Source organism: Desulfonispora thiosulfatigenes DSM 11270 (assembly GCF_900176035.1).
Classification (GTDB): domain Bacteria; phylum Bacillota; class Peptococcia; order Peptococcales; family Desulfonisporaceae; genus Desulfonispora; species Desulfonispora thiosulfatigenes.
Map to the genome: position 1 here is coordinate 108,179 of NZ_FWWT01000013.1, position 22,843 is coordinate 131,021.

A 22,843-nucleotide genomic window follows, 5' to 3' on the forward strand; every position below is an offset into this window, starting at 1 on the left:
AACCTACGCCTCTCTTGTCAAGGAATCATAACATAGTAAAGAATTTATATATAAATTTACTAAATCTTCACTACTTATTTTAAGTTTCTGCATTTCATGAACAATATCTTCTAAACTCCCTTTTTCATAACATAGAATTATTTTATAAACATCTGCCAATTCACCAGTTTGATCTATTAAAGCTTCTTGTACTGCTTTTGGAGGCATAATTTCTACTAAAATCTCTCCAAGTGGTCTTTGTAAAATAACATCTATTAAAGAAAAAAGACCTACTAAAAAAAGATCATTTGCTTTTTGTTTATAATTAACCTTTTCTGCTATTAACTCGCCAAAGCTCGCTCTTATTAATGAACTTTTGACCAATTCATTAGGCTTATTATCTCCCAATCCCTTAAGAGCCATCAAATTAACCCATTTTCTAACTTCTTTTTCCCCTAAAATAACTAAGGCTTGTTTAACAGACGTAACTGATTTATACGCAAATGCTGCTGAATTAATTATTCTTAAAAGATTATATGTTAAAGCTAAATCACGTGAAATCAAAGTAGAAAGTTTCTCAAAATTAATCTCATTTTTATTTACTTCATTCATTAATTGTAAATAAGTAAGTTTTAAAGGTGATAAACCACTCGAAGTCATAATTTCCGGCTTTTGAAAAAAGTATCCTTGAAATAATGAAAACCCTAAATTTTTAGCATATTCAAATTCTTCTCTAGTTTCTACCTTTTCTGCTAAAAATTCAATATTGAAGCTTTTTAATTTACTAATCATTTTTTCTATTTCTACTCTTTTTGTCTCACGGAAGTCAACTTTGATAATATCTGTTATTTTAATTAAAGGTCTATATTCTTCTCGGCACACAAAATCGTCAAGAGCTAATGTATATCCTTTTTGCTTTAGCTCAATACATTTGCATATTATTTCTTCATCTAATTTAACTGTTTCTAATATTTCAACTACTAGATACTCCTTACTAAATAAGGTTGCTATTTCATCCTTAATCAACTTATCCGTAAAATTAATAAAGGCAGGTTTGTTATTAGTTAAAACTTCTATCCCAAAGGTTTGAAAAGTATCAATCATAACCCTGGCCGAGGCCGTATCCCCCGAAGTATCACTGAACCTATTCACATCCCCACTTCTATATAGCATTTCATAGGCATACACCTTTTCATCCAGGTCAAAAATAGGCTGTCTGGCTAAAAAAACATTCATTACTCAACAACTACCTTTCTTTTTAACGGTTTCGGGATCAGCATACCTTCTAGTCAAAATCCTGGAAAAAACAATTTTGAATCTTCTGCCTAATAAACATAAATGACCCTAAAAAATTCCGAGAACTATCCAACCATAAGTATATATAATTATTTCCAAATACTAAAATTAGCTTTAACCTACACACAAAGAATACCAAACCATTAAAACCCGATTTGGTAATATTATATGACGTATTCTTAAATTTGCTCCCTCTTTGAAGTTAAAGCTACTTGTTTCCATTATCAGCAAAAATATCGTTCCTTTTAACATTTGAAAGTCGAAAAGTAAAGGTTGTGCCTAATCTTTTTTCCGTTGAAAATGAAACTTCCCCTGCTAAGTATTTTTCCCCTAATAATTTCATGCTATAAGTACCAATGCCTTGCCCTTTTTCTTTGGTAGAAAATGACCGTTTAAAAATTTGTAATTGTATGTCCCGAGATATATATTGACAATTATGAACTTTAAAAATTATATCATTTAATTCACTTAAAACTTCTATTGTTACTGGTTCATCATCTGATGCTTCAACTGCATTCTTGACCATATTATTTAAAACCCGTCTAACTAAAATGATATCACTTTTGACCTATAATTCTTCTGTACAATTAAAATTAATCGGACAATTAATATCTTCATTTTTTAAATATTGCTTGACTAAGCCTTCAATTACATCCTTCACAGAAAAAAGAGTGCTTTTTATTTCTAATTTACCACTTTCAGCAGCAAAGATATCTTGATAATTCTTAACTTCATCAACTAAAATATCTAAGGTTTCACTTGCACATTCGGCTAATTCCATAGTATCTTTTCTATATCCATTGTTTACTATTACGTCTAAAAGACCTTTAGCAGCACCTGAAGTATTTAATAAATCATGAAAAAATATTTTCTCCATTGCACTTTTTCTTTTTTCTGTACTAATATCTCGTACTGTAAATAAAATATGCTCACTATTAGAAATATAAGCAGGAGACGCATAAACCTCAAGTTCATGATGCACAATTTCGTTTTTACTTTTTGTTTCTAGTAAACACTCTTTAGTTATGGCAATTTTTTTCTTTTGGCATTCTAGTATAGCAAGTAAAGCACCACATACACTACAAGATTCTGTTGTTCCACAGCCCCCAGGTAGTTTATCTGCATGTTTACATTTTAAAATTTCTCCAAAACGCAATCCTAAAATTCTTTTTTGTTCGGGAAAATTTAGCAACTTCAAAAAACTCTGATTAGAATATATTATCTGTCTTTGCTTATTAATTATTAATAATATGTATGGCATTATATTAAATAAACTCGGTATCATATTCTCATTTATTATTAACTCTGCCTGTTTATAAATTTCTTCGTCCACTAAACGCTCTGCTGATGCAAATTGTGTCTGCACTACCCCACCCCTTAAAACTTACTTGAAAATCTGGTAAGCCTTAAAAAACTTTTCTGCATGCTCCTCATTTTCTAAGGCTAAATATGTTTTGCTTAACCAAAAGTAAATCTCAGCATTTTCTGGTTCAATGGCTAGTAAATTCTTGAGACATTCCAGGGCATTATTAAACTTACCTTCATTAAACATGCTAATTGCATTTTCTAAATTAGACTGTACCTTTTCTTGATTATGAATCTTTTGCCCTTTTGTTTCTTCCCCTTTTAGTGCGAGATCCTCCATTAACCTTTTATACTTTTGCAGGGTAAATGGTTTTTGTAGATAACTAACCACTCCCAGGTTAGTACAATCTAATGCATTTTTCACAGTGGCATAAGCTGTTACAATTACAACGGGTGTTGAAATACCCTTTCCCCTCAACCATTGCAGAACAGATGTGCCACTCATAAAAGGCATTTTTATATCTAAAAATATAATATCATATGTATTTTTTTCCAATAACTCCATAGCCTTTTTGCCTTTACCTGCCACTTCTACTAGATAATTCTCACTTTCTAAGCACTTAGAAATTAATAATCTATGTGCTTTTGTATCATCAACAACTAAAGCCTTTTTCACTTTATACCCACCTTAAAACCCGGAAATTGTATTCACTTAAATATATTACATTACTTAACCAAAATTAACAATATTATGTTAAACGTTTAATACTTAAATCTCTTAACCATACCTAGCATATCATCAGATAATTTTGCTAAGGTTTCACTTAAACCTGCTACCTCATTTATTGACGCTGTTTGTTCTTCCACCGATGCTGAGGCTTCCTGAGTTCCAGCAGCATTTTCCTCAGATATTGAAGATAAGGTCTGAATCAAACCCACAATTTCTTCTTTCTTTATTTCCATATGCTTTCCTGTTTGACCAATATCCATAATCAGCTTATTTACATTTTCAATTGCATGTGCTATTGCATCAAATTTTTCATTGGTTAAATAAATACTATCTGTTTGCTTTTGTACAATTTCACCCACCTCGTCCATGGTATGCACAGAACCCTTTGTTAATACGATTAACTCTTGAATTATTTCATCTATTTCTATTGTAAATTTATTAGATTGTTCCGCTAATTGTCTAATCTCCTCTGCCACTACTGCAAACCCCCTGCCTGCTTCGCCTGCCCTAGCAGCTTCAATCGCAGCATTTAAAGCTAATAAATTAGTTTGCTTGGCTATATTTTTAATCATCTTACTGGCGTTATTTACCCTTCCAGCAGATTCATAAGTATTTACAATAACTCCTTGTACTTCTCCCGCTTTTTCATTACTCTGTTCTGTTTTTTCAATCAAATCTTGGATAATTTTAAGCCCCTCATTTTTCAGACCAGTAATTTCATTAGAAAACTTCCCTAATTCTTCAATACCTTCTTGAGTATGAACAATTCTTTCGCCCAAATCTTCAATATGTAGGACTCCCTGTTCAGTATCATTAGCTAAATCGCTTGCCCCCGCAGCAATGTCCTCTATAACTTTAGACATTTCTTCTGATGCCTTGGAAGACTGACCACTCGTTGCCTTTAATTCTTCTGCGGCTCCAGAAACCTTATTCGACATATCTGCAACCTCTGCTATAATTTTCTGTATTTTTGCCAGAAAGTCATTGGAACTTCTCGCCATATCACCAATTTCATCTTTAGTTGTAATATCAAACTTTATAGTTAAATCGCCTTCATTTGTAGCTAAACCTTCTGCAAGATTAGTTAATCTTCTCATTCTAAACACCAATATAACAAATGTTGCTAAAATTATTAAAAGCAACAAAATTAACATAACTGCACCTTGAAAAAATGCACTCTGTGTACGTTTGATTTCTGATTTAGTTTCACTTGCAGTTCGCTCATTCATAGTATTTATAAATTCAGCTGTTAAATCAGTAATTTCAGCTTTATGTACATCATAATTATCATCAAACATCAATATCCGTGCCTGCTCTAAATTACCTTCTGCAACCTTTTTCATTGCATCTTCTTCTATGTTAACTAAAGAATTGGATTTTTCTTGAGCCTTACGTAACAAATCTAATTCTGCCTTTGGCACATTTAATTCTGTTAATCTCGCAATTAGACTTTCTCTAGTTTTAGTCTCTTTAACTTCTCTCCAATAATTATCATAGTATTTCTGCTCACCAAATTGAGTATACCTTCTAGCCTGATTTGTTAGATAGTCTGATGTTGCTTTTAGATCTTGCCCTAATTGATAGACTTCTATCTGCTGGGTACTAGCTTTTCTTTCATTTTCTAGCTCTTGATTTAATTGCATTAAGGTTATAAAGTTTGCTGCTACTAAAATCATTAAAATAATTCCGGTTACTTGTAACATTTTCCTGATTTTCATCTAGACAACCCCTCGTATTTGCAAAGTATCTTATAACTTTGCCATTTTAGTTACTTCTTGCTAATCATACATTAAGAAGTAACTAATAGAAAATTACAAAGACTCTATATAGAGTAATATCTCTATATTATAAAAACTATGTACCGGGTTAATCTTATTAATACTCACTTTAACTTTAATTTTCATTCAAATACAAGACTTATGCAATATTACCCATTAATTTAAGTATCAAGCTCGTACAACAAAAAAACCTCAAGGAATTATTTAATAGACATTCCCTAAAGTCATCAGCTTTAAATAAAATCTGTAACTAAAAGGTCAGGCTTATAAATTTCCTCGAGGATTGTTTTAAAAACTATTATTTACCTTCTTCTTCTCCATCTACTTCTTCCTCGGCAGCTCCAACTCTTGCCGGTACTAAAGTAGCCACTATGTTATCTGCTGCAGTTAAAACTTCAACTCCTGCAATTGCTGTTAAGGCAGAAATACTAATTCCATCATCTAATTTTAAATCAGAAACATCAGCAGTCATTGCTTCAGGCATGTTATCAGGTAAACATTCTACTTCTACCTCCCAGATATGTTGTTGCAAAGTTCCACCCTTTTTAAGTCCTTCAGGTTCTCCTTCTAATCTTACTGGAACGATAGTCTTAATTAATTCTTTTAAATTAACCTTTAAAAAATCCAAATGTAATAATTGTTTGCTAACCGGACTATTTTGCACTTCTCTTATCATTACCTTGTATTCATCATTATTAACCTTTAAATTGACTAACTGGCTCGTACCATTTTCTTGTAATATCTTTGATATATCCTTACTCTCTACAAATAGTAACTGATTATCAATATCCTGACCATAAACTACTGCAGGTACCTTGCCCTCACTAGCTGCCTTATTTCTTAATCCCTTACCTTTGTGCTCACGCACCTGTGCATTTAAACTAATATTCATATTTTTAAACCTCCTAGATTTTATATTTATGTAATCCTAATACTATCATACCAGACTTTAGGAAATTATGCATTTTTATTGACATAAATATAAATATTGGTGAATACTAGCTAGGATATCCTGTTATTTATTTTTTTAGTCGTTATGTAATAAAAAACCTTCATCATATATTATAAATTAATATATAATGCTCCTTTTGGAATAATACTAATATTATTTGAAAAAAGGGGGGCAAAATTTATGTCTAATATTATGGAAGTATTTAAAGAAGTTATTGATGATTATGCTAAAAAACCAGAAGACAAAAATCCTATGCATATAGGAGAAGTGACAAGTCTATGGATTTATCTAGCTATGTTAGAAGAATCTAATAGATATGTAGAAATGGGACTAAATACAACAAGGGATAAGGAATTAATTGAATCCCTGCAAGAAAGTTTTAAGGATTGTGCTAAGCAAATAGGAGAAATCACAAAAATATTTAAGGCTGAAGGCATTCCTATGCCACCTACATCCGAGGCGAAAGTTAAATCAGACCCTAATAGCATCCCTATGGGAGTAAAAATGACAGATGATGAAATAGCTAATGGACTATCATTAAAAGCAGTATCAACTTTAATGATGTGTGCTACCGGAATGTCTCAATCTGTTAGAAATGATATTGCCCTTATGTGGACAAAAAATCTAGGGATTAGAATGAAATATGGCGCTAAGCTAAAAGTTCTTATGAAAAAACGGGGTTGGTTAAAGGTTCCTCCATTTTATTGTCCTCCAGGCACACCACATAATTAGATTTTAAAAAGCTGCTCATCAAAAATGAGCAGCTAATTTATATATAATATTTTACCAAAAAACCATGTATTAATAAAACTATACTTTACAGCAGTAAACCCTATGTATCATATTTCTACGCGCCCTGCAAAGGCTCTTGTTAAGGTTACTTCATCGGCATACTCAATATCCCCACCAACTGGAATTCCTTGAGCTATGCGTGTAACCCTAATTCCTAGAGGTTTGATTAATTTTGCTAAGTACATCGCTGTTGCTTCTCCCTCGACACTAGAGTTCGTAGCTAAAATAACCTCTTTTACGATATCATCTTGCAGGCGATTTAATAATTCTTTTACTCGTAATTGATCAGGACCGATCCCCTCCATCGGAGATATAGCACCATGTAAGACATGATATAATCCTTTAAAATCTTTCGTGCGTTCTAAAGCTACAACGTCTCTTGGGTCTTCTACTACACAAATAATAGAATTATCCCGATTCGTATTTTTGCACACATGACAAGGATCAATATCTGTCATATTAAAACAAGTAGAGCAATATCTTACCTTTTCCTTGGCATTTACTAAGGCCCTCGCCAATTGATAGGCATCTTCTTTTCTTCCTCTAATAATGTGAAAAGCTAAGCGCTGGGCTGTTTTAGGTCCAATCCCAGGTAGTTTTGCAAATTCTTCTATTAATTTAGCAACAGCATCAGCATAGTAAAGCATTTAGAACATTCCTGGCATACCTGGAATGTTCATTTTCCCAGTAACTTTAGCCATTTCACTAGCAACCATTTCCTGAGCATTTCTTAAAGCTTCATTACAAGCAGCCATAATAATGTCTTGTACCATTTCAGCATCTTCAGGATCTAAGATTTCTGGATCTATCTTAATTTCTAAAATTTCATTTTTACCATTAGCTACAACTGTTACTGCGCCACCACCAGCAGTCGCTTCTACTGTTTTTTGTTCTAACTCCTCTTGAACCTTTGCCATTTCTTTTTGCATTTTTTGCACTTGTTTCATCATTTTATTCATATTTCCAAAACCCATTATTAATCCCCCTAATCTTTTATTTCTACTATATCTTTTCCAAAAATCTCTATTGCTTTATCAATATCTGATTTAGTGGATATTTCTTCTTTAGTAGTTATTTCTCCTTCTAAAATACAATTTATACTAACCTTCATCCCTAAAATATCTTCGATTGATTTTTGCACTAATTGTTTATTATCTGGCTGATTAATGCGATCACTATGAAATTTATAGGTCTTTTCAAAGGTTAGAATTAAAACATCTTCTGTTAAATCAAAAGGCTCACCCATCATTAAAAAGGCATGAGTAGTAACTTTTTGTTTTTTTACACTTTCTAAAACCTGGGGCCACATTTTTTTAATTTCTTGTAACTGAGGACTTTTTCTTACTATTCTTACCTGTTTTTGCTCTGTTTGTTGATTCATCTCGCTTGATCTTGATCCTTTTTCCTCAGAACTAGCTATATTTGTTCCTTGAGGACTATGCGTCCTAGGGATAACATTTTCTCTAACTACTCTAACCTCTGGTTCATTAAAGGAGCTCGACCTTAAAATAATATCAATTAAACTAGCTTCAACTAAAATCTGGGGTTGACTAGTCCAGCGTAATTCCTTTTCTACTTCAGTTAATTTAGTCACAATTACCCCAATATACTTTAGGCTTAAGCTACTTGCTTGTTGTTTTATTTTAGGGAGCATTTCTGCACTTAAAGCAACTAAATCATCTTGGCTAGAAACCTTAAGTAACATAATATTTCGAAAATGTTCTAATAAATCCCGAATAATTTGTTTAATATCTTTACCTGATTGTAAATAATCATTTAAATAAATAATAGCCTTACCTGGTTCTTGCTCTATTAAAGCGTCACTAATATTTATGATTTGTTCTTCACTTAAAGTTCCTAAAACAGTTTCTACATCACTATCAATAATTTCATTTCCTGCAAAAGCAATACATTGATCTAACAGACTAATAGCATCACGCATTCCACCATCTGCTTTACGGGCAATGGTTAAAAGAGCACTTTCTGTTATTTCAATTTGCGTTTCTTTAACAATTTCTTCTAAGTGAGTTTTGATTTCTTCTGTTCCAATTTTACGAAAGTCAAACCTTTGACAACGTGAAAGAATAGTTAAAGGAATTTTTTTGAGGCTCTGTTGTCGCTAAAATAAACATTACATGCTTTGGAGGCTCTTCTAATGTTTTAAGTAGCGCATTAAAGGCCTCTTGAGTAAGCATATGAACCTCGTCAATAATATATACTTTGCATTTACCTTGGCTTGGAGCAAATTTTACCTTGTCCCTAATGTCTCTAATTTCATCTATTCCTCTATTAGAGGCAGCATCTATTTCAAAGACATCTAAAAAATTACCTTCATTAATAGCCTGGCAATGACTACATTCATTACAAGGCTCACCATTATCTAGATTTAGACAGTTAACAGCCTTTGCTAAAACTTTTGCCGAGCTGGTCTTTCCTGTACCCCTAGGCCCACAAAAAAGATATGCATGAGCTACTTGACCTGTAGTTAAAGCATTTTTTAAAGTTTTACTAACATGAATTTGTCCCACAACATCTTTAAGAGTTTGAGGACGCCAAGTACGATATAAAGCAGTATAACTCATAGGAACCTTCCTTATTTAATATGATTACTATTTTACCATATTAATCTCATAAAAGAAAAATGTAAGTATAAAAAAATCGGCAGTACATAGTACAGCCGATTTTATATTTAAAATTAAATGTCGTGCACCTAACTTCGAAGCTAATCTTCCGGACGTTACCTAGGTAGTTTGCTCGGATCAGGCTGACCCACGGCACACGCAAGGTCTTACTTACCGCTGCTTCCTTCCGGATCTGACGGGGTTCATAAGTTTGCGTTGCGCGGGACCCAATCGTCAACACCACTTGCCTAGGGCAGACTCCACAAGATTAGTCCTCAGTTAGACATCGACCCCGCTATAGCGGATTGCGGGTTACAAGGCACCGCTACCTCCCCATCTAGCACGACAAACTTTATAACAAAGTTAAATAACTAAAATGTGTCTCGAATAATATTATAGCATAAAGGAAACTAAAATATAACTATTTTATTTATCCTTTTATTTACTATTTTACTAGTCTATAGGTTTGAATGCTTTTTTGCTTGCACCACATAACGGACATTTGTAATCTTCAGGCAGGTCTTCAAAATCTACTCCCTTAGGTATTTTATTCTTTTTATCTCCTCTTTCAGGATTGTAAATAAACCCACAGTTAGTAAATTGACATTGATACATTTTCATCTCTTCGCTCATTTTAATATCCCCCTTGTAAAATAATTTTTATTAATAAGGTATAACCTAAACAAAGATGATTATTTTTTAAGATAATATTATAATTCTATTATTAACCAGATTATCCTGCCTTAAACATAGAATTGATATAATCTTCATTAATTTCTAACCTTTTTTCTCAATTTTATCTTTAAAATACATACAATTAGTAAAATTCTTGACTAAGATATGATTCCTTCTATCCCTAATACCTTATTGACAAATACATCTCTATGTCTTTTTCTAAACTTTCTATATATTAATTCCTTAAACTAGGCGAATCACAGCTAACATATACACTAGTATATGCCTTTTTAATATTTATGCCATATTAACCTTTAAGAATCCCTAATAAATCTTCAGTTCTTTCTTCCATATACTTATAGGAATCATACACTCCTTGATTATAAATTTGTGGTGCCAATTTCTCCATGAAAAAATCTAAAATAAAACTTGCTTCCAAGTTCCCTAAATCTTCTTCTCTTTCTTTTAAAAAATAGTCCTGAATGGCAAATACCATTTCCTTTTCTATATCTTTACTTACACCAATTTTATTGAACATATTTTTCTTACTAGCCAAGGTAACTCCCCCCTATATACATTTCTTACATTATAGCACCAATGCTACATTAATCTTAATACCTTGCCTATCAAATGATATGCAATATGTTTAATGTAGTATCATTAAATTAATATCTAGTTTTATCGCATCATTTTCGACACAACTTTAACCTCAAATCCAAGCTGTTTAATCATATCCATATCGTCTTGTATGCTCATTCCAGAGGTTGTAAGCATATCCCCTGATATAGTCGCATTCGCACCTGACATAAAAACACCCTTACCCTTGTCTACAAGGAGTCCTCTACCACCTGCAAGACGTAAAGCAGCATGAGGAAGAATAAATCGATAGATGGCAACTATTCTTTTAACTTCATCCAAGGACAATACTGATAAGTGTTCAAATGGTGTGCCTTTAATTGGGTTTAATATGTTGATAGGTACAGATTTTATTCCTAAATCCTTTAAGTCAAAGGCTAGAACAATCCTGTCAATCATCGTTTCACCTAGGCCCATTAGGCCCCCACTGCAAACCTCTAGTCCAGCTTTTTGTGCTTTTTTAATAGTCGTAATCTTATCATCATAGGTATGCGTTGTGCAAATATTAGGAAAGTTTCGGCGTGATGTTTCAAGATTATTATGGTAACGTTTCACTCCTACTTCTTTTAATTTTACAAACTGCTCATAGTTTAAAAGTCCATGAGATGCACAAAGGGAAATACCACAACTTTCACCAATCTTTTTATAGGTTTCACAAATGGCATCAACTTCATTATCTGAAAGTTTTTTACCTGAGGTAACAACTGAGTATCTTAAAATACCTTTTTTATAGTTATAGACAGCTTGTTCTAAGAACTCTTCTGTGTTAAGCAAGGAATATTCTTCTACACCAACATCGAAATAGGAGGATTGCGCACAATATTTACAATCTTCAGAGCATTTTCCACTTTTACCATTTATTATCGTACATACATCAAAGATATTACCACAAAAATGGTTACGAATTTCATTAGCGGCACTACAAATTTCATCCAAGTCAGCAGTTATTAAACACTGGGCATCTTGTATTGTGATATTATAACCATCTAATATTTTTTCTTTTAATCTATTTATCATTTCAATCCTCCATCATATATATCTTACGTAAACGATTAGCAAGATTTGCTCCAAGTACGCATAATACAATATCGCCGGGAATATCAAGTGGTAAGGAAGAAAGCACAATCACCCAAAGTGAGTTTACCTCTTTAGTATAAAAATTCAATATCATATATTTATAGCCAAAACCCATACCGTAGGTGATTACCAGTCCTACAAATGCTGCACCTAAATAATGATTGAAAATGGGCTTATCAAATCTTTCGCATATCAAGCCTACAAGCCCTATAGAAACATAAGCTGCAACCGAAATTGTTCCTAATTTAGAGCCTAAAAGCATCCCAGCTAAAATCACAAATAAAAACTGCAACGAGAAATAATCCATAAGTGGTACAGGTATTCTGATAAATGCGCCAACGGCAATCAGTGCCGCAAACAATGAACATAAAACAAGTTCTTTTATGGTTAACTTTCTGTTAACTGTCATATGATATCTCTACACCTCCTATATAATGAGGTATTGTATCAAAAAAGCGCATCATCGTAAACCTTATTAATATTTTAGGTTTACAACGTAGAGAAACTTTTGACATTATAGCGGTAAAAGGCTACATTTTATGCCCACAAAAGGAGATAAAATGCAGCTTTTAATTTATACTATTTGGTTAATTTAGATTACACTTTTAAAATAAGAGTTGTATGATTCTCTATTTTAAAGAAATTTTTACAGGAGTTATATTACCAAGGTTATCACTTACAGGACATCTAGCCTCAACTGCCGCTAACCATTTATCTAAAGTTTCTTGATCTACATCTACATCAACATCTGGGTTTATGCTAACTCGAAGTTCCTTGTAACCTGCCCTTTCTTTATTAGATTTACCCATAAATTTCGCTGGATCTAAATTTCCCTCAATTTCTAGTTCCATACCCTTTAATTCAAATTTCATCTCTTTCGCTACAACATGTCCCACTACATTTAAACACCCTGCTAGAGCAGCTAGTAAAAACTCTACAGGAGTTGGACCTGAATCAGTTCCACCTAGATTATTAGGCTCATCAACTATAATCTTAAAATTTCTAGCTTCTACGACTGTTTTAGTTGGATTTTCACTATGTGCCTTTACGGCAAACTTTAATGTTGGCATTTTTAATAAATCTCCTTTCTCTATCTAGTGTACAAGGCAGTATTACATTGGTAGTAACATAGTATAATATGTACATAATTCAATACCCGTATTCATATTTAAAATTCCAACTCTTTTACTATTTTTATATTTAAATATAAAAAAACACCTACCTAAAAAAAATTAGGTAGGTATTTAGTACACTAAACTCAATATTTATAGTTGTATTTAAACCAATTTATTTGAAACTGCCTATATCAGATAATTTCCCCTTCAATCCCTTGGCTACCAAGGAACTTACGTTATGGCGGAGAGAGAGGGATTCGAACCCTCGGAACGGTTACCCGTTCACATAATTTCCAATCATGCACCTTCGGCCACTCGGTCATCTCTCCATATTTAAACACAATAATTATTATATAATAAAATAATTACTGTGGCTAGTACTAATTTTTTACTTGGCTACCTTTTCAAAGCTATCTAATTGGCTTGCTGATCCAAAAACAATTATTAAATCTAAGGGTAATAATATCTCACCAGGGTGGGGATTACTAATAATATTGTCTTCTCTTTTAATGGCTAAGATAGACACACCCCATTTACTACGAATATTTGCTTCTGATAGTGTTTGATTTATTAACAACGAATTCTCTGAGATAATAATTTCTTCGACTCCTAATTCTTGTTTTCCATAAAAAAACCTATCTATATATTCTACACTAGTAGGTTTAATGATCGACATCGCCATTTTATTTCCACCAATGTTGGAAGGATTAATTACAGTATTTGCCCCAGCGCGTAGTAATTTAGCCTTTGATTCATTTTTATCAGATCTAGCCACTACCTTAATCTTATTATTAATTCCTTTTGCTGTTAAAACAATTAGTACATTATCTGCATCTTCGGGTAAGGTAGTCACTAACCCCGCACATCGTTCAATTCCTGCTTCATATAAAATACTATCTTCACTCGCATCCCCCACTATGTAAGGAGCATCTTTACATAACTTTTCTAGGGTGTCTATATCTTTATCAATAATTACTAGGGGTATATCCTTTTCTCGTGCCAAATTTGCCGCTACTTGTTGTCCTACGCGTCCTAGTCCACAAATAATAATATGATTTTGTATTTTACTTATTTCCCTATCCATTCTTCTCCTCCCTAGCACCCTTGATATTTTCCCGTCTACAATATAACTGACGATTATCCCTGTATTATAGGTAATTAATACTACCCCTATAGGAATGATTACTAAAGCAAATATTTTTCCTTCTTGAGTAATAGGATAAATATCACCATAGCCAATAGTTAAAACCGAAACAATCATCAGCCAAAAGGCCTTGAAAAAACTGATCCCTTCTATTAATTTAAATCCAATTGTCCCAATAGTTAGATAAGTTACTATACTTATAACCAAAGATAGCCGTTGCCGCAAGGGAATCATAAAGTTCCTCCTACATAATAGTTTTCCATAATATGTATTTTCCTATTTTACATTAAATTAACTTTGTCCACAATATTATACAACTTAAAAATTCAAATAAGAGTTCAAGGTCATTTGAGGTTAATTTTTAGACATACTCAAAGGGCTTTCTTTCCTTGATACATAAATAAACTAAGACATAAAAAATAGTCTTAATTCCGAAAGAAATTTCTCGAAATAAGACCATTTGAATATTTAGGGCAATGTAAACTACTCTATAAATCTAATTTATTAAATCTTCTTGCTGCTAATAAAAGAAAGATTACTGTAAATAAAATTGCATAAACCACCATTGTTGTACTAGGAGGCTGGCTACTTCCCCCAAAAGGTCCTACTGAAATTAGGGAAGTTAGTGAATTATCATAAAGTAAACTCATCGATTTACGGTACATACTATCTACTGGGTTGATTAAACTAGAAATAATTCCAATATTAATCAAGTTTTGTTTTTGTAATAAGACCCCCATTTGTTCGACCATGCCACCTATTAGCCCAATAACATGAAATATAACTACAATAATTCCTGTAGCTAGGGCTTTTAACCTAATACTAAAAAAGAAAATAATAGCTAATAAGGTTAACGGAATTAATAAATAAATACCCATTGCCTTGGCAAAATTTATAAAAGTTAAGTTAATTAAAGCATCTTTGGCAAAATATAAATTTAAGCCAATTACCATAATAATCATAAAGATACTAAAAAGGATTAAAGATAAAGCCAGTCCGATAAACTTCCCTGCTAAATATGTATTTCTGGTTAAAGGTTTACTTAATACTGGGTATAAAAGTCCTGATTCTAATTCCGAGGTAAAAAGTCCAATACTACCAAGAATAGTTAAAAACACGATAATAAAATTTGCAAAGTAAAAACCCGCACTTAACAGTTGTGAGGATATAATCGCTCGTGATAGTAAATCATCTACCATATCTTGATATGTAAAATGAAGTCCTAATCCATAAAGGACAAAAAATATCAGAGATAAAATCAAAGTTACGACCAATATTTTTTTATAAAACATTTCTTTTAAGGTATATTTGATAATTGCTTTCATCTTAATTTCCTTTCTTTTGCGTACAAGCTAAGAATAAATCTTCTAATGATTTTTTCTTGGTGGCAATATCCAGGATTTCGCCTTGATGTTCGATAATTACTTTGAGAATTTGGGTAATCTCCTTTTCATCTTTAAGCGTAATATTTAATTTTTTTTCTTGTTCTACAACTTCCTGACAATAACTCCTTAATGCTTGTTTCAATGCTAGTAGTTGATCTTTCAGCGTTATCTCCAAATGAACTTCCTTTTGCGTTAAAGCAGCTAGAGAATCTTGGATAACTAATTCGCTATTATTAATAATTGCGATATCATCACATACTGCTTCGACTTCACTTAATAAATGACTATTTAAAAAGATAGTAATTCCTTGGGACTTTAAATCGAGCATTAAATCCCTTACTTCTTTTCTTCCTAGAGGATCTAAAGCTGAGGTGGGCTCATCTAAAAATAAAAGCTTGGGGTCATTAACTAATGCAATTGCAAGTCCTATCCTTTGCTGCATTCCTTTACTATAAGTCCCCACCTTTTGTTCACTCTTTCCAGTTAAGCCAACTAAGTCAATTAAACCACCAATTTTAGGTAGATATTCACTTTTTCCTAATCCATAAAGCTCGGCATGATATTTTAATAATTGCTCTCCGGTCAAAAAGTCATGATAGCGAAAAAGTTCTGGCAAATAACCTACTTTTTCCCTTACCTTGATGTCTCCAATGGGCTTTCCTAATAAATAAGCTTCACCACTTGTAGGTTTTAATAATCCTAATAATGTTTTGACAAAGGTACTTTTACCTGCACCATTTGGACCTAAAAAACCAAAGGTACGCCCCTCAGAAACTGAGAGGCTAATACCCTTGCACCCACCTTTACCACTATATTGCTTAGTTAAATTTTTAGTTTCAATAATCATTGTACATCCCTTAATTCTTTAGCAACTTTCACCAAATCAAGGTCACTATGACCACTTAAAGAATAAATAACACCATTATCTAACCATACTAAATTACTATAATGTCCATCACCTTGTAGTATACCTTTGCCATTTCCTATTGTTACAACCTTATCCTTACCATTATTCTCCGTTGGTACTAATAAAGTATTTTCAAGATCCCGCACATTTCTTAATTGATTTTTAATATTTTCAGGTAAAATTGGAATCCCTATTAATATCTCTCTTAATTCGCTTACATTTACACCTTGGGGCACTGTAATTTGTGGACTCTCCATTTGACTTAAGTTAATCCATTTTCCATCCACATCATACGACATATTTACATTTCCACTTGAATAAACGTTGAAATTTTTACCGTCTAATTCTTCAGGCAACATATCCTTAGAACCTAATTGTTTTAAAATTTTATTAACTTCCTCAACCTTTAAGGCAAAATCTATATCCATAGCACCCAATACATGTACATCTTGCTCTAAGTCAAATCCAGCTGGGTATTTTAAGGCAAAAGGAACTTTTTCCTGAGCCTTCACTAAGGTTAAACCTTCTGAGTTTGCTTGTTCTTTAACATTTAATTTACCTAATTGATCTAAATTAATTTCCCCTACTTTGGAATTAAATTCTCTACCTAATTTTTCAAGATCCTGAATATTTACCTCTACATTTTCCACCTTTTGTACTCTGAATATATGCAATCCATCTGCTACTGCTTCTTGAACTTGTGGTACAAATAACATTGCTCCAAAAACACATGTTGCTGCTACCCCTGATACTATTTTCTTATAATTTGCCATTTTAAATTTCCACCCTTTCCTTTTTTCCTTTTTAATTTCTTTATTAATATCTTTGAAAGCTAGATTTACATCTTGCTCACTTATCTTTAATTCTGGATGTTCAAAACTTACACTAAATAAGGTATCTAACTCTTTTAATTCGACTAACTTTTCTTGACACATGGGACAAGTTTTTAAATGTTCTTCTATTTGCCTACGTTCAATTAAACTAAGCTCATCATCTATATAGCATTGGAGTAATTCTTCTTTAATATGCATCGCCTTCACCCCTTTATCTCATCTAATGCTATTTTCAGTTTCTTTTTTGCCCTCACAAGATAAGTACCTATTGATGCTTCTTCAAGATTTAAGCTCTCAGCTATCTCTCGATAAGAGTATCCCGAATATTTTAAAAAGATAATTCGTTGATCGCGTTCAGGTATTTTTTTTAAAGCTGCATAAACTTCTTTATTTTCTTCTCTTTGTATAAATTCTGCTTCAATTTCTGTCATTTGTTTTTTTCTAAAATTACTTTTTCTTCTCTCATTTTGCGGCTTTGCTCGGCTCTAATATAATTATAGGCTAAATTAGAAGCCACTGTTAAAAGCCATGCTTTAATATTGTCTATTTCTTTTTTATCTTGATAATAGTATTTTAGAAAAGTTTCCTGGGCAATATCTTTACTTATTTCGGCATCACCAAGGATAGATATTATTTTCTTTACTACTACTGGATAATATATTTTAAACTCTTGTTCAAAGCTACTATCCTTTTTAGTAAGATTCATACTAATTACCACGCCTTCTATATTTACCACCTCCATGAGGTAATCAATTTGTCTTTTCATATACTAGACACTTCTAATTACATATTTGCAACACAATCCATAAAAAAAGTTACACAAAATAACTAACTACCTGTACAGTTAGTATTCCCCTAAAAAAGTATTTCAAAAAAAAATTCACCCCTTTACGAAAGAGGTGAATCGGATTACTTAACCAAATATACTACGTAAAAAACTACTAATTGCATCTAAGAATTTTTGGATCACGCCTTTATTATCCGCTACTGTTTGTTTAACAACATCTAGATTTGCCCCGATTTTTTCTAATTGCTGACTAATTTTATCTACGTTTAAATCAAGCTTACTAATCTTTTTCATAAGACTTAAAATTTGATCAATTTGAGCATCTGATAATTGGATATTTAATTCTTTGGCGATATCGAGAATTACTCTGCGCATATCTTCAGGAGTTTTGATATCTTGCTTAGCTATTTGTTCTTTAACGTTTTGAATAAGCTTTACTGCTTCATCTTTACCAATTTCCTTACCCATGTCTCCTGTTATAATTAATTCTTCATTAGCTGCATTTTTAGCTTCCTTCGTTATCTTTTTACCACTAGCTGTTTCAAAGGCCTCCATAATGCCTGTTAAAGCAGTTGTACCAGTAACCTTAAAAGGTGCCGCTACTATTACCTGTGCGTCCTCTACCCCTGCTGTTGCCATGGCATTTGCATACATTTCGTCAGATACCCATGTAATATTATGCGTATCTACTTGAATTCCTTCACCATCTGATAATAATCTCACATATGCAGAAGAAATCGCCTTTGTCCCTATTTGCTTATCGGTGGCTATTCCTTGTAAATGATCTTTAACATCTTGGATTGTTACTTCTATGATATCTGCTTCGTCTCTTGTTACACCAAATTCCTCTAACATTTCTGCTTGTTGCGAACTACTTAAATCTGCTCCAAAACTAACTACATCAGTTCTACCTGCAAAAGCAGCTAAAGGCATTGTTCCTATTAGTAAAGTTATTAATAATAATATACTCATTATTTTTTTCTTCATTTTTTAATCTCCCCTTGATGAATCTTATAGTCTTTTTCCATCGGTTATTTGACCTTTTCATGGTTAACTTGCATTTTTTAACAGCTAATAATTCTTTATGCTAGTATATACCTACTAGGTTTATTTATCAATAATACTTTTCCGTGGATCATGTTGCCAATCGTTTTTTTTAAAAAAGGTTAAAGTTGCATTTACCTCTCCACCCAGGACGATTATTATACTAGTAATATAAAGCCAAATTAAGAAAACTATTATTCCACCTAGGCTACCATAGGTTACGGAATATTTACCAAAATTATTTACATAAAAAGAAAAGGCCATGGAAGCTAGTGTCCATCCAACAGTCACAAAAACTGCTCCAGGTAAAACATCCTGAAACGTCAGTTTATTTTGTTTTGAACAAGATGGACCATATTTATATAAAAGGCTAAAACCTAAGACCATGAAACCTAAGGCAATGGATATCCGAAAAATGGGCCATAAAACTTGAAATAACTCAGCTTCATTAAAATAATTTAACACTCCCCGGGCAATTATCTCGCCAAAAACTAAAAAAACAAATACTAAAATAATTAAAACGATTAAACTAAAGGTGAAAAATAAGGATACCAATCTTAACCTTAAAAAGCCTCTTCCTTCCTTTGCATCATAAGCTTCATTTACCGCACGAATAACCTGAGAAATACCCGTCGATGATGTCCAAAGTCCCACAATCGCTGAAACTGACAATAAAGTATTACTACTTGAACTTACAATTTCATTAATAATTGCTAATATCATTTCTTGCGTAGCAGTTGGCAGTACTCTCGTTAAAGAATTTAAAATATCTGCACTGGCTAAAGGTGTAAATTTAACTATATTTAATAAGAAAATTATAAATGGGAAAATGGATAACACCAAATAATAGGTAAGTTGAGACCCAATTGAAGATACTTTATCGTTATTAAATCTAAAAATAATCTGGTCTAAAAATAGTACCCATCTTCGTTTCTTTTGTGCTTTTAACCAATTAAAAATAACCTTATACATGGAATAATTTACACCTCCCTCAATCATTATACAATAAATCATCATTTATTTAGACCCTATGCTTATTTATTTAATTTCTATGAATATATTACGCAAAATTAACCAAAATATAAGTTATAGTCCATTTTTTTGAGGAGGATTTAAATGAAAGAGATTTTAAATAGAAGAAGCATTAGACAATATACTGATAGACAGGTTAGTGATGAGTTAATTGATGATTTGTTAAAAGCTGCTATGGCTGCACCTTCAGCTGGCAATGAACGTCCATGGGAATTTATTGTGGTTAGAGACAAAAAAACTTTAAGTAAAATAATAGAAGTACATCCTAATGGTTCGATGATGGCAACCGCATCTGTTGCAATCGTAGTTTGTGGTAATTTAGAACAAGAAAAATATGAAGGATACTGGGTTCAAGATGTCTCAGCCGCTACTCAAAACATTCTTTTAGCTGGTGAGCACTTCGAGCTAGGCTCAGTTTGGTTAGGAGTTCATCCTAATGCGGATATGGAAAGAGAAATAGGAAAAATTTTAAGTCTTCCAGAAACTATTATTCCTTTTTCAATTATCCCAGTAGGTTATCCTGGCGAATATAAGCCTCCTACAGATCGCTATGATTATACAAAAATTCATTATGATCAATGGTAAATTAAGATTACCATAGAAAAACTATAAGTAAGTATAAAAAATCTACCTCATATATTTGAGGTAGATTTAACTTGCTAATAAGATTTCATTATAAATTAGGCTTATTAAATTTTAGATTAGCCTATTCCATTGTAAATAATACCTAAAACTAAAACTAATATAACACTAAAAGTATAAAAATATTTTGCTACAGGCTCAAACCATGACCCTACTGGACTTAAACCACCTATATTAATATCATTTCTAGCCCTATTTGCTCCATATAGCCAAAAGAAAACAATTGCTGTAATCAAAGAACCTAAAGGTGCTAGATAAATTGTAATAAAGTCTGCCCAAGCACCAAATCTATCCATACTTAAATCTAAAGGAATACCAATTATAAAAGCAATTGATGCAATAATTATTACTGCTCTTAACCTAGTAGTATTTATTTGACTCAAGAAAGCTTCAACTGGCGCCTCCAACATATTAATTGCTGAAGAAATTGCTGCAAACATGATACTAACAAAGAACATGATACTAAATAAATAGCCAAAAGGCATTTCTCCAAAAATATGTGGCATAGTGATAAATAATAAAGAAGGCCCTGCATTTAAGTCTAAACCAAAAGCAAATACAGCTGGAATAATAATAAATGCAGCTAAGAGAGCAGCCAAAGTATCATAAATTGCAACATGTATGGCAGAAGACTTAATATCTATATCTTTCTTTAAATAACTTCCATAAACAACCATGCCAGCGCCATTAAGTGAGACAGTAAAAAAAGCCTGACCTAGGGCCATAATCCATGTAATCGGTTTTAACAAATATGACCAGTCTGGAATTAATAAATATTTAAGTCCTAGAACTGCACCATCTAAAGTTAACGACCTAAATAATAAAATAACAAAAATAACAAATAAAGCAGGCATTATTATTTTATTAATTCTTTCTATTCCCTTAGATACTCCAAAGGCTACTACTGATACTGTAAAGATAATGGCTAAAAAATGCCAGCCAATACTTTGTGTTGTCCCTGCGAAATTATTAAAATAACTAGGAATATCTACTGTATTAAAGGCTCCTTGAAAAGAAGCAAATAAGTATCGTAAAACCCAACCCACTACGATTGTGTAAAAAATCAAAGTACCCGCCACTGCTAAAGTAGGAATTAAACCTACTATTCTTCCAAAAGGTAAATTCTTTTCTTTAAATACTTCCTGTATTCCTTTTAATGCTCCAGCCCTTTTAGATCTACCAAAACCAAATTCCCCCATTAGGCCTGTGACCCCTAATGTATAAATACAAATAAAATATGGAATTAAAAAGGCTGCTCCACCAAATTCTGCTAATCTCCACGGGAACATCCATATATTACCCAATCCAATAGCTGAACCTAGACATGCTAAAACAAAACCAAGTTTACCCGAAAAATTTTCTCTTTGCTCCATTATCCATCCTCCCATTCTACCTTAATAATAAACATCAATATTTCCATTCTACATTATAAATCAAATTTAATATTACCATTCTTATAATTAATTTTAAAGAACAAAATCTTTGTATCAAATAATTTTTTTCATCTATCCAAATAATTTATATTTTTTATAAATACTTTAATAACCATTTCGTTTAAGTTATTTTTTGTCTATATTAACTTTATTTAAATAACCCCCTTATTTAAAGGGCTTACAGTTGCCTAAATAGGTTGGTTATGATATCTTAAAATAAGGTACAAGTTTCATTTAATCATAAAAGGGGGCGAAGTTAGTGGCTAAAAAATCTTGTTCTGCTTGCAAAAATAGCGCAAGGGTAACTGGCAATAGCTTTATTTATTTACAAAATCGTTTACAAGAACATCATGAATGTATGTTAAACAAGGAATTAGATAAAATAGGTAAGGATCATGGCTGGGACAACCTAAAGATGCCTGAAGTATGTGGTAAATATGATCCCAAAATGGTTGCTAGATGTTCATATTGTGGTAAAGATATTAATAAACCTGAACATGAGTGGGATTTATTCGCAGGTCCTGAAATTTCACCAGTTTGTTGTGTGGACTGTCAAACTAAAAAAGAAGCAGCTGATATAGCTAACTGGTTTTCAGATTAATAAAAAAGGATAATTCATAATCTCCAAGAGATTATAAATTATCCTTATTTTTTTACACATTTTAAGATAAAGCTTCCTT

27 protein-coding genes, 1 tRNA gene and 1 other RNA gene are annotated in these 22,843 nt (G+C 32.2%); 3 read left to right on the forward strand and 26 right to left on the reverse strand.

Translation table 11 applies throughout. The annotated features are described in order from the left end of the window. Positions 1 to 3: 3 nt before the first annotated feature. The 6 genes from B8965_RS04225 to B8965_RS04250 all read right to left on the reverse strand — a co-directional run bounded on the left by B8965_RS04225 (position 4) and on the right by B8965_RS04250 (position 5,980). Positions 4 to 1,215 (reverse strand): EAL and HDOD domain-containing protein, encoded by a 1,212-nt coding sequence (locus tag B8965_RS04225; protein ID WP_084052617.1) that lies wholly within the window; start codon positions 1,213 to 1,215, stop codon positions 4 to 6. A 268-nt stretch (positions 1,216 to 1,483) separates the two neighbouring features. Further along, positions 1,484 to 1,831 carry an ATP-binding protein gene (locus B8965_RS04230; protein WP_341451577.1) on the reverse strand — a complete coding sequence of 116 codons (348 nt, stop codon included), beginning with the start codon at positions 1,829 to 1,831 and terminating at the stop codon, positions 1,484 to 1,486. A gap of 12 nt (positions 1,832 to 1,843) precedes the next feature. After that, a complete protein-coding gene (locus B8965_RS04235; RefSeq protein ID WP_084052619.1) occupies positions 1,844 to 2,641 on the reverse strand; it encodes a nitrogen regulation protein NR(II) in 798 nt (265 codons plus the stop codon). An 18-nt stretch (positions 2,642 to 2,659) separates the two neighbouring features. Further along, positions 2,660 to 3,256: a response regulator gene (locus B8965_RS04240; protein ID WP_084052620.1), complete on the reverse strand. Its 597-nt coding sequence runs from the start codon at positions 3,254 to 3,256 to the stop codon at positions 2,660 to 2,662. 86 nt (positions 3,257 to 3,342) lie between these two features. Continuing rightward, positions 3,343 to 5,028 carry a methyl-accepting chemotaxis protein gene (locus B8965_RS04245; protein ID WP_084052621.1) on the reverse strand — a complete coding sequence of 562 codons (1,686 nt, stop codon included), beginning with the start codon at positions 5,026 to 5,028 and terminating at the stop codon, positions 3,343 to 3,345. Positions 5,029 to 5,386: 358 nt separating this feature from the next. Further along, positions 5,387 to 5,980, reverse strand: a complete 594-nt coding sequence (locus B8965_RS04250; RefSeq protein WP_084052622.1) for a 50S ribosomal protein L25 — start codon at positions 5,978 to 5,980, stop codon at positions 5,387 to 5,389. Positions 5,981 to 6,220: 240 nt separating this feature from the next. Here B8965_RS04250 and B8965_RS04255 point away from each other — a divergent pair, with 240 nt between their 5' ends. Further along, positions 6,221 to 6,772 carry a DUF3231 family protein gene (locus B8965_RS04255; protein WP_084052623.1) on the forward strand — a complete coding sequence of 184 codons (552 nt, stop codon included), beginning with the start codon at positions 6,221 to 6,223 and terminating at the stop codon, positions 6,770 to 6,772. Between the two features lie 107 nt (positions 6,773 to 6,879). On the opposite strand, the gene recR is transcribed toward B8965_RS04255, so the two are convergent. From recR to B8965_RS04350, 19 genes are all read right to left on the reverse strand, one after another. Further along, entirely contained in the window at positions 6,880 to 7,479 is a 600-nt protein-coding gene (recR, locus tag B8965_RS04260; RefSeq protein WP_084052624.1) for a recombination mediator RecR, read from the reverse strand. After that, positions 7,480 to 7,806 (reverse strand): YbaB/EbfC family nucleoid-associated protein, encoded by a 327-nt coding sequence (locus B8965_RS04265; protein ID WP_084052625.1) that lies wholly within the window; start codon positions 7,804 to 7,806, stop codon positions 7,480 to 7,482. Positions 7,807 to 7,817: 11 nt separating this feature from the next. Beyond that, a complete protein-coding gene (locus B8965_RS12755; protein ID WP_423237164.1) occupies positions 7,818 to 8,930 on the reverse strand; it encodes a hypothetical protein in 1,113 nt (370 codons plus the stop codon). Then, positions 8,893 to 9,414, reverse strand: a complete 522-nt coding sequence (gene dnaX, locus B8965_RS04275) for a DNA polymerase III subunit gamma/tau (protein WP_084052627.1) — start codon at positions 9,412 to 9,414, stop codon at positions 8,893 to 8,895. Before dnaX ends, B8965_RS12755 begins: the two co-directional genes overlap by 38 nt. Before the next feature lie 120 nt (positions 9,415 to 9,534). Further along, positions 9,535 to 9,799, reverse strand: an RNA gene (gene ffs / locus B8965_RS04280) — signal recognition particle sRNA large type. Between the two features lie 107 nt (positions 9,800 to 9,906). Further along, positions 9,907 to 10,086: a rubredoxin gene (locus tag B8965_RS04285; protein WP_084052628.1), complete on the reverse strand. Its 180-nt coding sequence runs from the start codon at positions 10,084 to 10,086 to the stop codon at positions 9,907 to 9,909. Positions 10,087 to 10,435: 349 nt separating this feature from the next. After that, positions 10,436 to 10,666, reverse strand: a complete 231-nt coding sequence (locus B8965_RS04290) for a DUF2164 domain-containing protein (protein ID WP_084052671.1) — start codon at positions 10,664 to 10,666, stop codon at positions 10,436 to 10,438. 140 nt (positions 10,667 to 10,806) lie between these two features. After that, complete coding sequence (gene bioB / locus B8965_RS04295; protein ID WP_084052629.1) at positions 10,807 to 11,787, reverse strand: biotin synthase BioB; 981 nt, start codon at positions 11,785 to 11,787, stop codon at positions 10,807 to 10,809. Continuing rightward, entirely contained in the window at positions 11,783 to 12,250 is a 468-nt protein-coding gene (locus tag B8965_RS04300) for a biotin transporter BioY (protein WP_084052630.1), read from the reverse strand. The genes bioB and B8965_RS04300 overlap by 5 nt, the downstream gene beginning before the upstream one ends. A gap of 220 nt (positions 12,251 to 12,470) precedes the next feature. After that, a complete protein-coding gene (locus B8965_RS04305) occupies positions 12,471 to 12,911 on the reverse strand; it encodes an OsmC family protein (RefSeq protein ID WP_084052631.1) in 441 nt (146 codons plus the stop codon). 284 nt (positions 12,912 to 13,195) lie between these two features. Continuing rightward, positions 13,196 to 13,285: transfer RNA gene (locus B8965_RS04310), tRNA-Ser, on the reverse strand. Positions 13,286 to 13,344: 59 nt separating this feature from the next. Then, on the reverse strand, positions 13,345 to 14,334 hold the full coding sequence (locus tag B8965_RS04315; protein ID WP_084052632.1) for a potassium channel family protein: 990 nt from the start codon (positions 14,332 to 14,334) through the stop codon (positions 13,345 to 13,347). 254 nt (positions 14,335 to 14,588) lie between these two features. Next, positions 14,589 to 15,425 carry an ABC transporter permease gene (locus B8965_RS04320; RefSeq protein ID WP_084052633.1) on the reverse strand — a complete coding sequence of 279 codons (837 nt, stop codon included), beginning with the start codon at positions 15,423 to 15,425 and terminating at the stop codon, positions 14,589 to 14,591. 1 nt (position 15,426) lies between these two features. Beyond that, positions 15,427 to 16,332: an ABC transporter ATP-binding protein gene (locus tag B8965_RS04325; RefSeq protein ID WP_084052634.1), complete on the reverse strand. Its 906-nt coding sequence runs from the start codon at positions 16,330 to 16,332 to the stop codon at positions 15,427 to 15,429. Further along, positions 16,329 to 17,423 carry an anti-sigma factor family protein gene (locus B8965_RS04330; protein ID WP_084052635.1) on the reverse strand — a complete coding sequence of 365 codons (1,095 nt, stop codon included), beginning with the start codon at positions 17,421 to 17,423 and terminating at the stop codon, positions 16,329 to 16,331. The genes B8965_RS04325 and B8965_RS04330 overlap by 4 nt, the downstream gene beginning before the upstream one ends. A gap of 5 nt (positions 17,424 to 17,428) precedes the next feature. After that, a complete protein-coding gene (locus tag B8965_RS04335; RefSeq protein WP_084052636.1) occupies positions 17,429 to 17,656 on the reverse strand; it encodes a sigma-70 family RNA polymerase sigma factor in 228 nt (75 codons plus the stop codon). Continuing rightward, positions 17,653 to 17,991, reverse strand: a complete 339-nt coding sequence (locus B8965_RS04340; protein ID WP_084052637.1) for a sigma factor — start codon at positions 17,989 to 17,991, stop codon at positions 17,653 to 17,655. The genes B8965_RS04335 and B8965_RS04340 overlap by 4 nt, the downstream gene beginning before the upstream one ends. Before the next feature lie 147 nt (positions 17,992 to 18,138). Next, positions 18,139 to 18,999, reverse strand: a complete 861-nt coding sequence (locus B8965_RS04345; protein WP_084052638.1) for a DUF1002 domain-containing protein — start codon at positions 18,997 to 18,999, stop codon at positions 18,139 to 18,141. Between the two features lie 120 nt (positions 19,000 to 19,119). Then, positions 19,120 to 20,028, reverse strand: a complete 909-nt coding sequence (locus B8965_RS04350; RefSeq protein ID WP_159446267.1) for a YihY/virulence factor BrkB family protein — start codon at positions 20,026 to 20,028, stop codon at positions 19,120 to 19,122. 144 nt (positions 20,029 to 20,172) lie between these two features. Between B8965_RS04350 and B8965_RS04355 the strand changes: the two genes are divergently transcribed. Then, positions 20,173 to 20,673, forward strand: a complete 501-nt coding sequence (locus B8965_RS04355; protein ID WP_084052640.1) for a nitroreductase family protein — start codon at positions 20,173 to 20,175, stop codon at positions 20,671 to 20,673. Positions 20,674 to 20,789: 116 nt separating this feature from the next. On the opposite strand, the gene B8965_RS04360 is transcribed toward B8965_RS04355, so the two are convergent. After that, entirely contained in the window at positions 20,790 to 22,103 is a 1,314-nt protein-coding gene (locus B8965_RS04360) for a sodium-dependent transporter (protein WP_084052641.1), read from the reverse strand. A 319-nt stretch (positions 22,104 to 22,422) separates the two neighbouring features. Here B8965_RS04360 and B8965_RS04365 point away from each other — a divergent pair, with 319 nt between their 5' ends. After that, complete coding sequence (locus tag B8965_RS04365; protein WP_084052642.1) at positions 22,423 to 22,764, forward strand: hypothetical protein; 342 nt, start codon at positions 22,423 to 22,425, stop codon at positions 22,762 to 22,764. Positions 22,765 to 22,843: the final 79 nt, after the last annotated feature.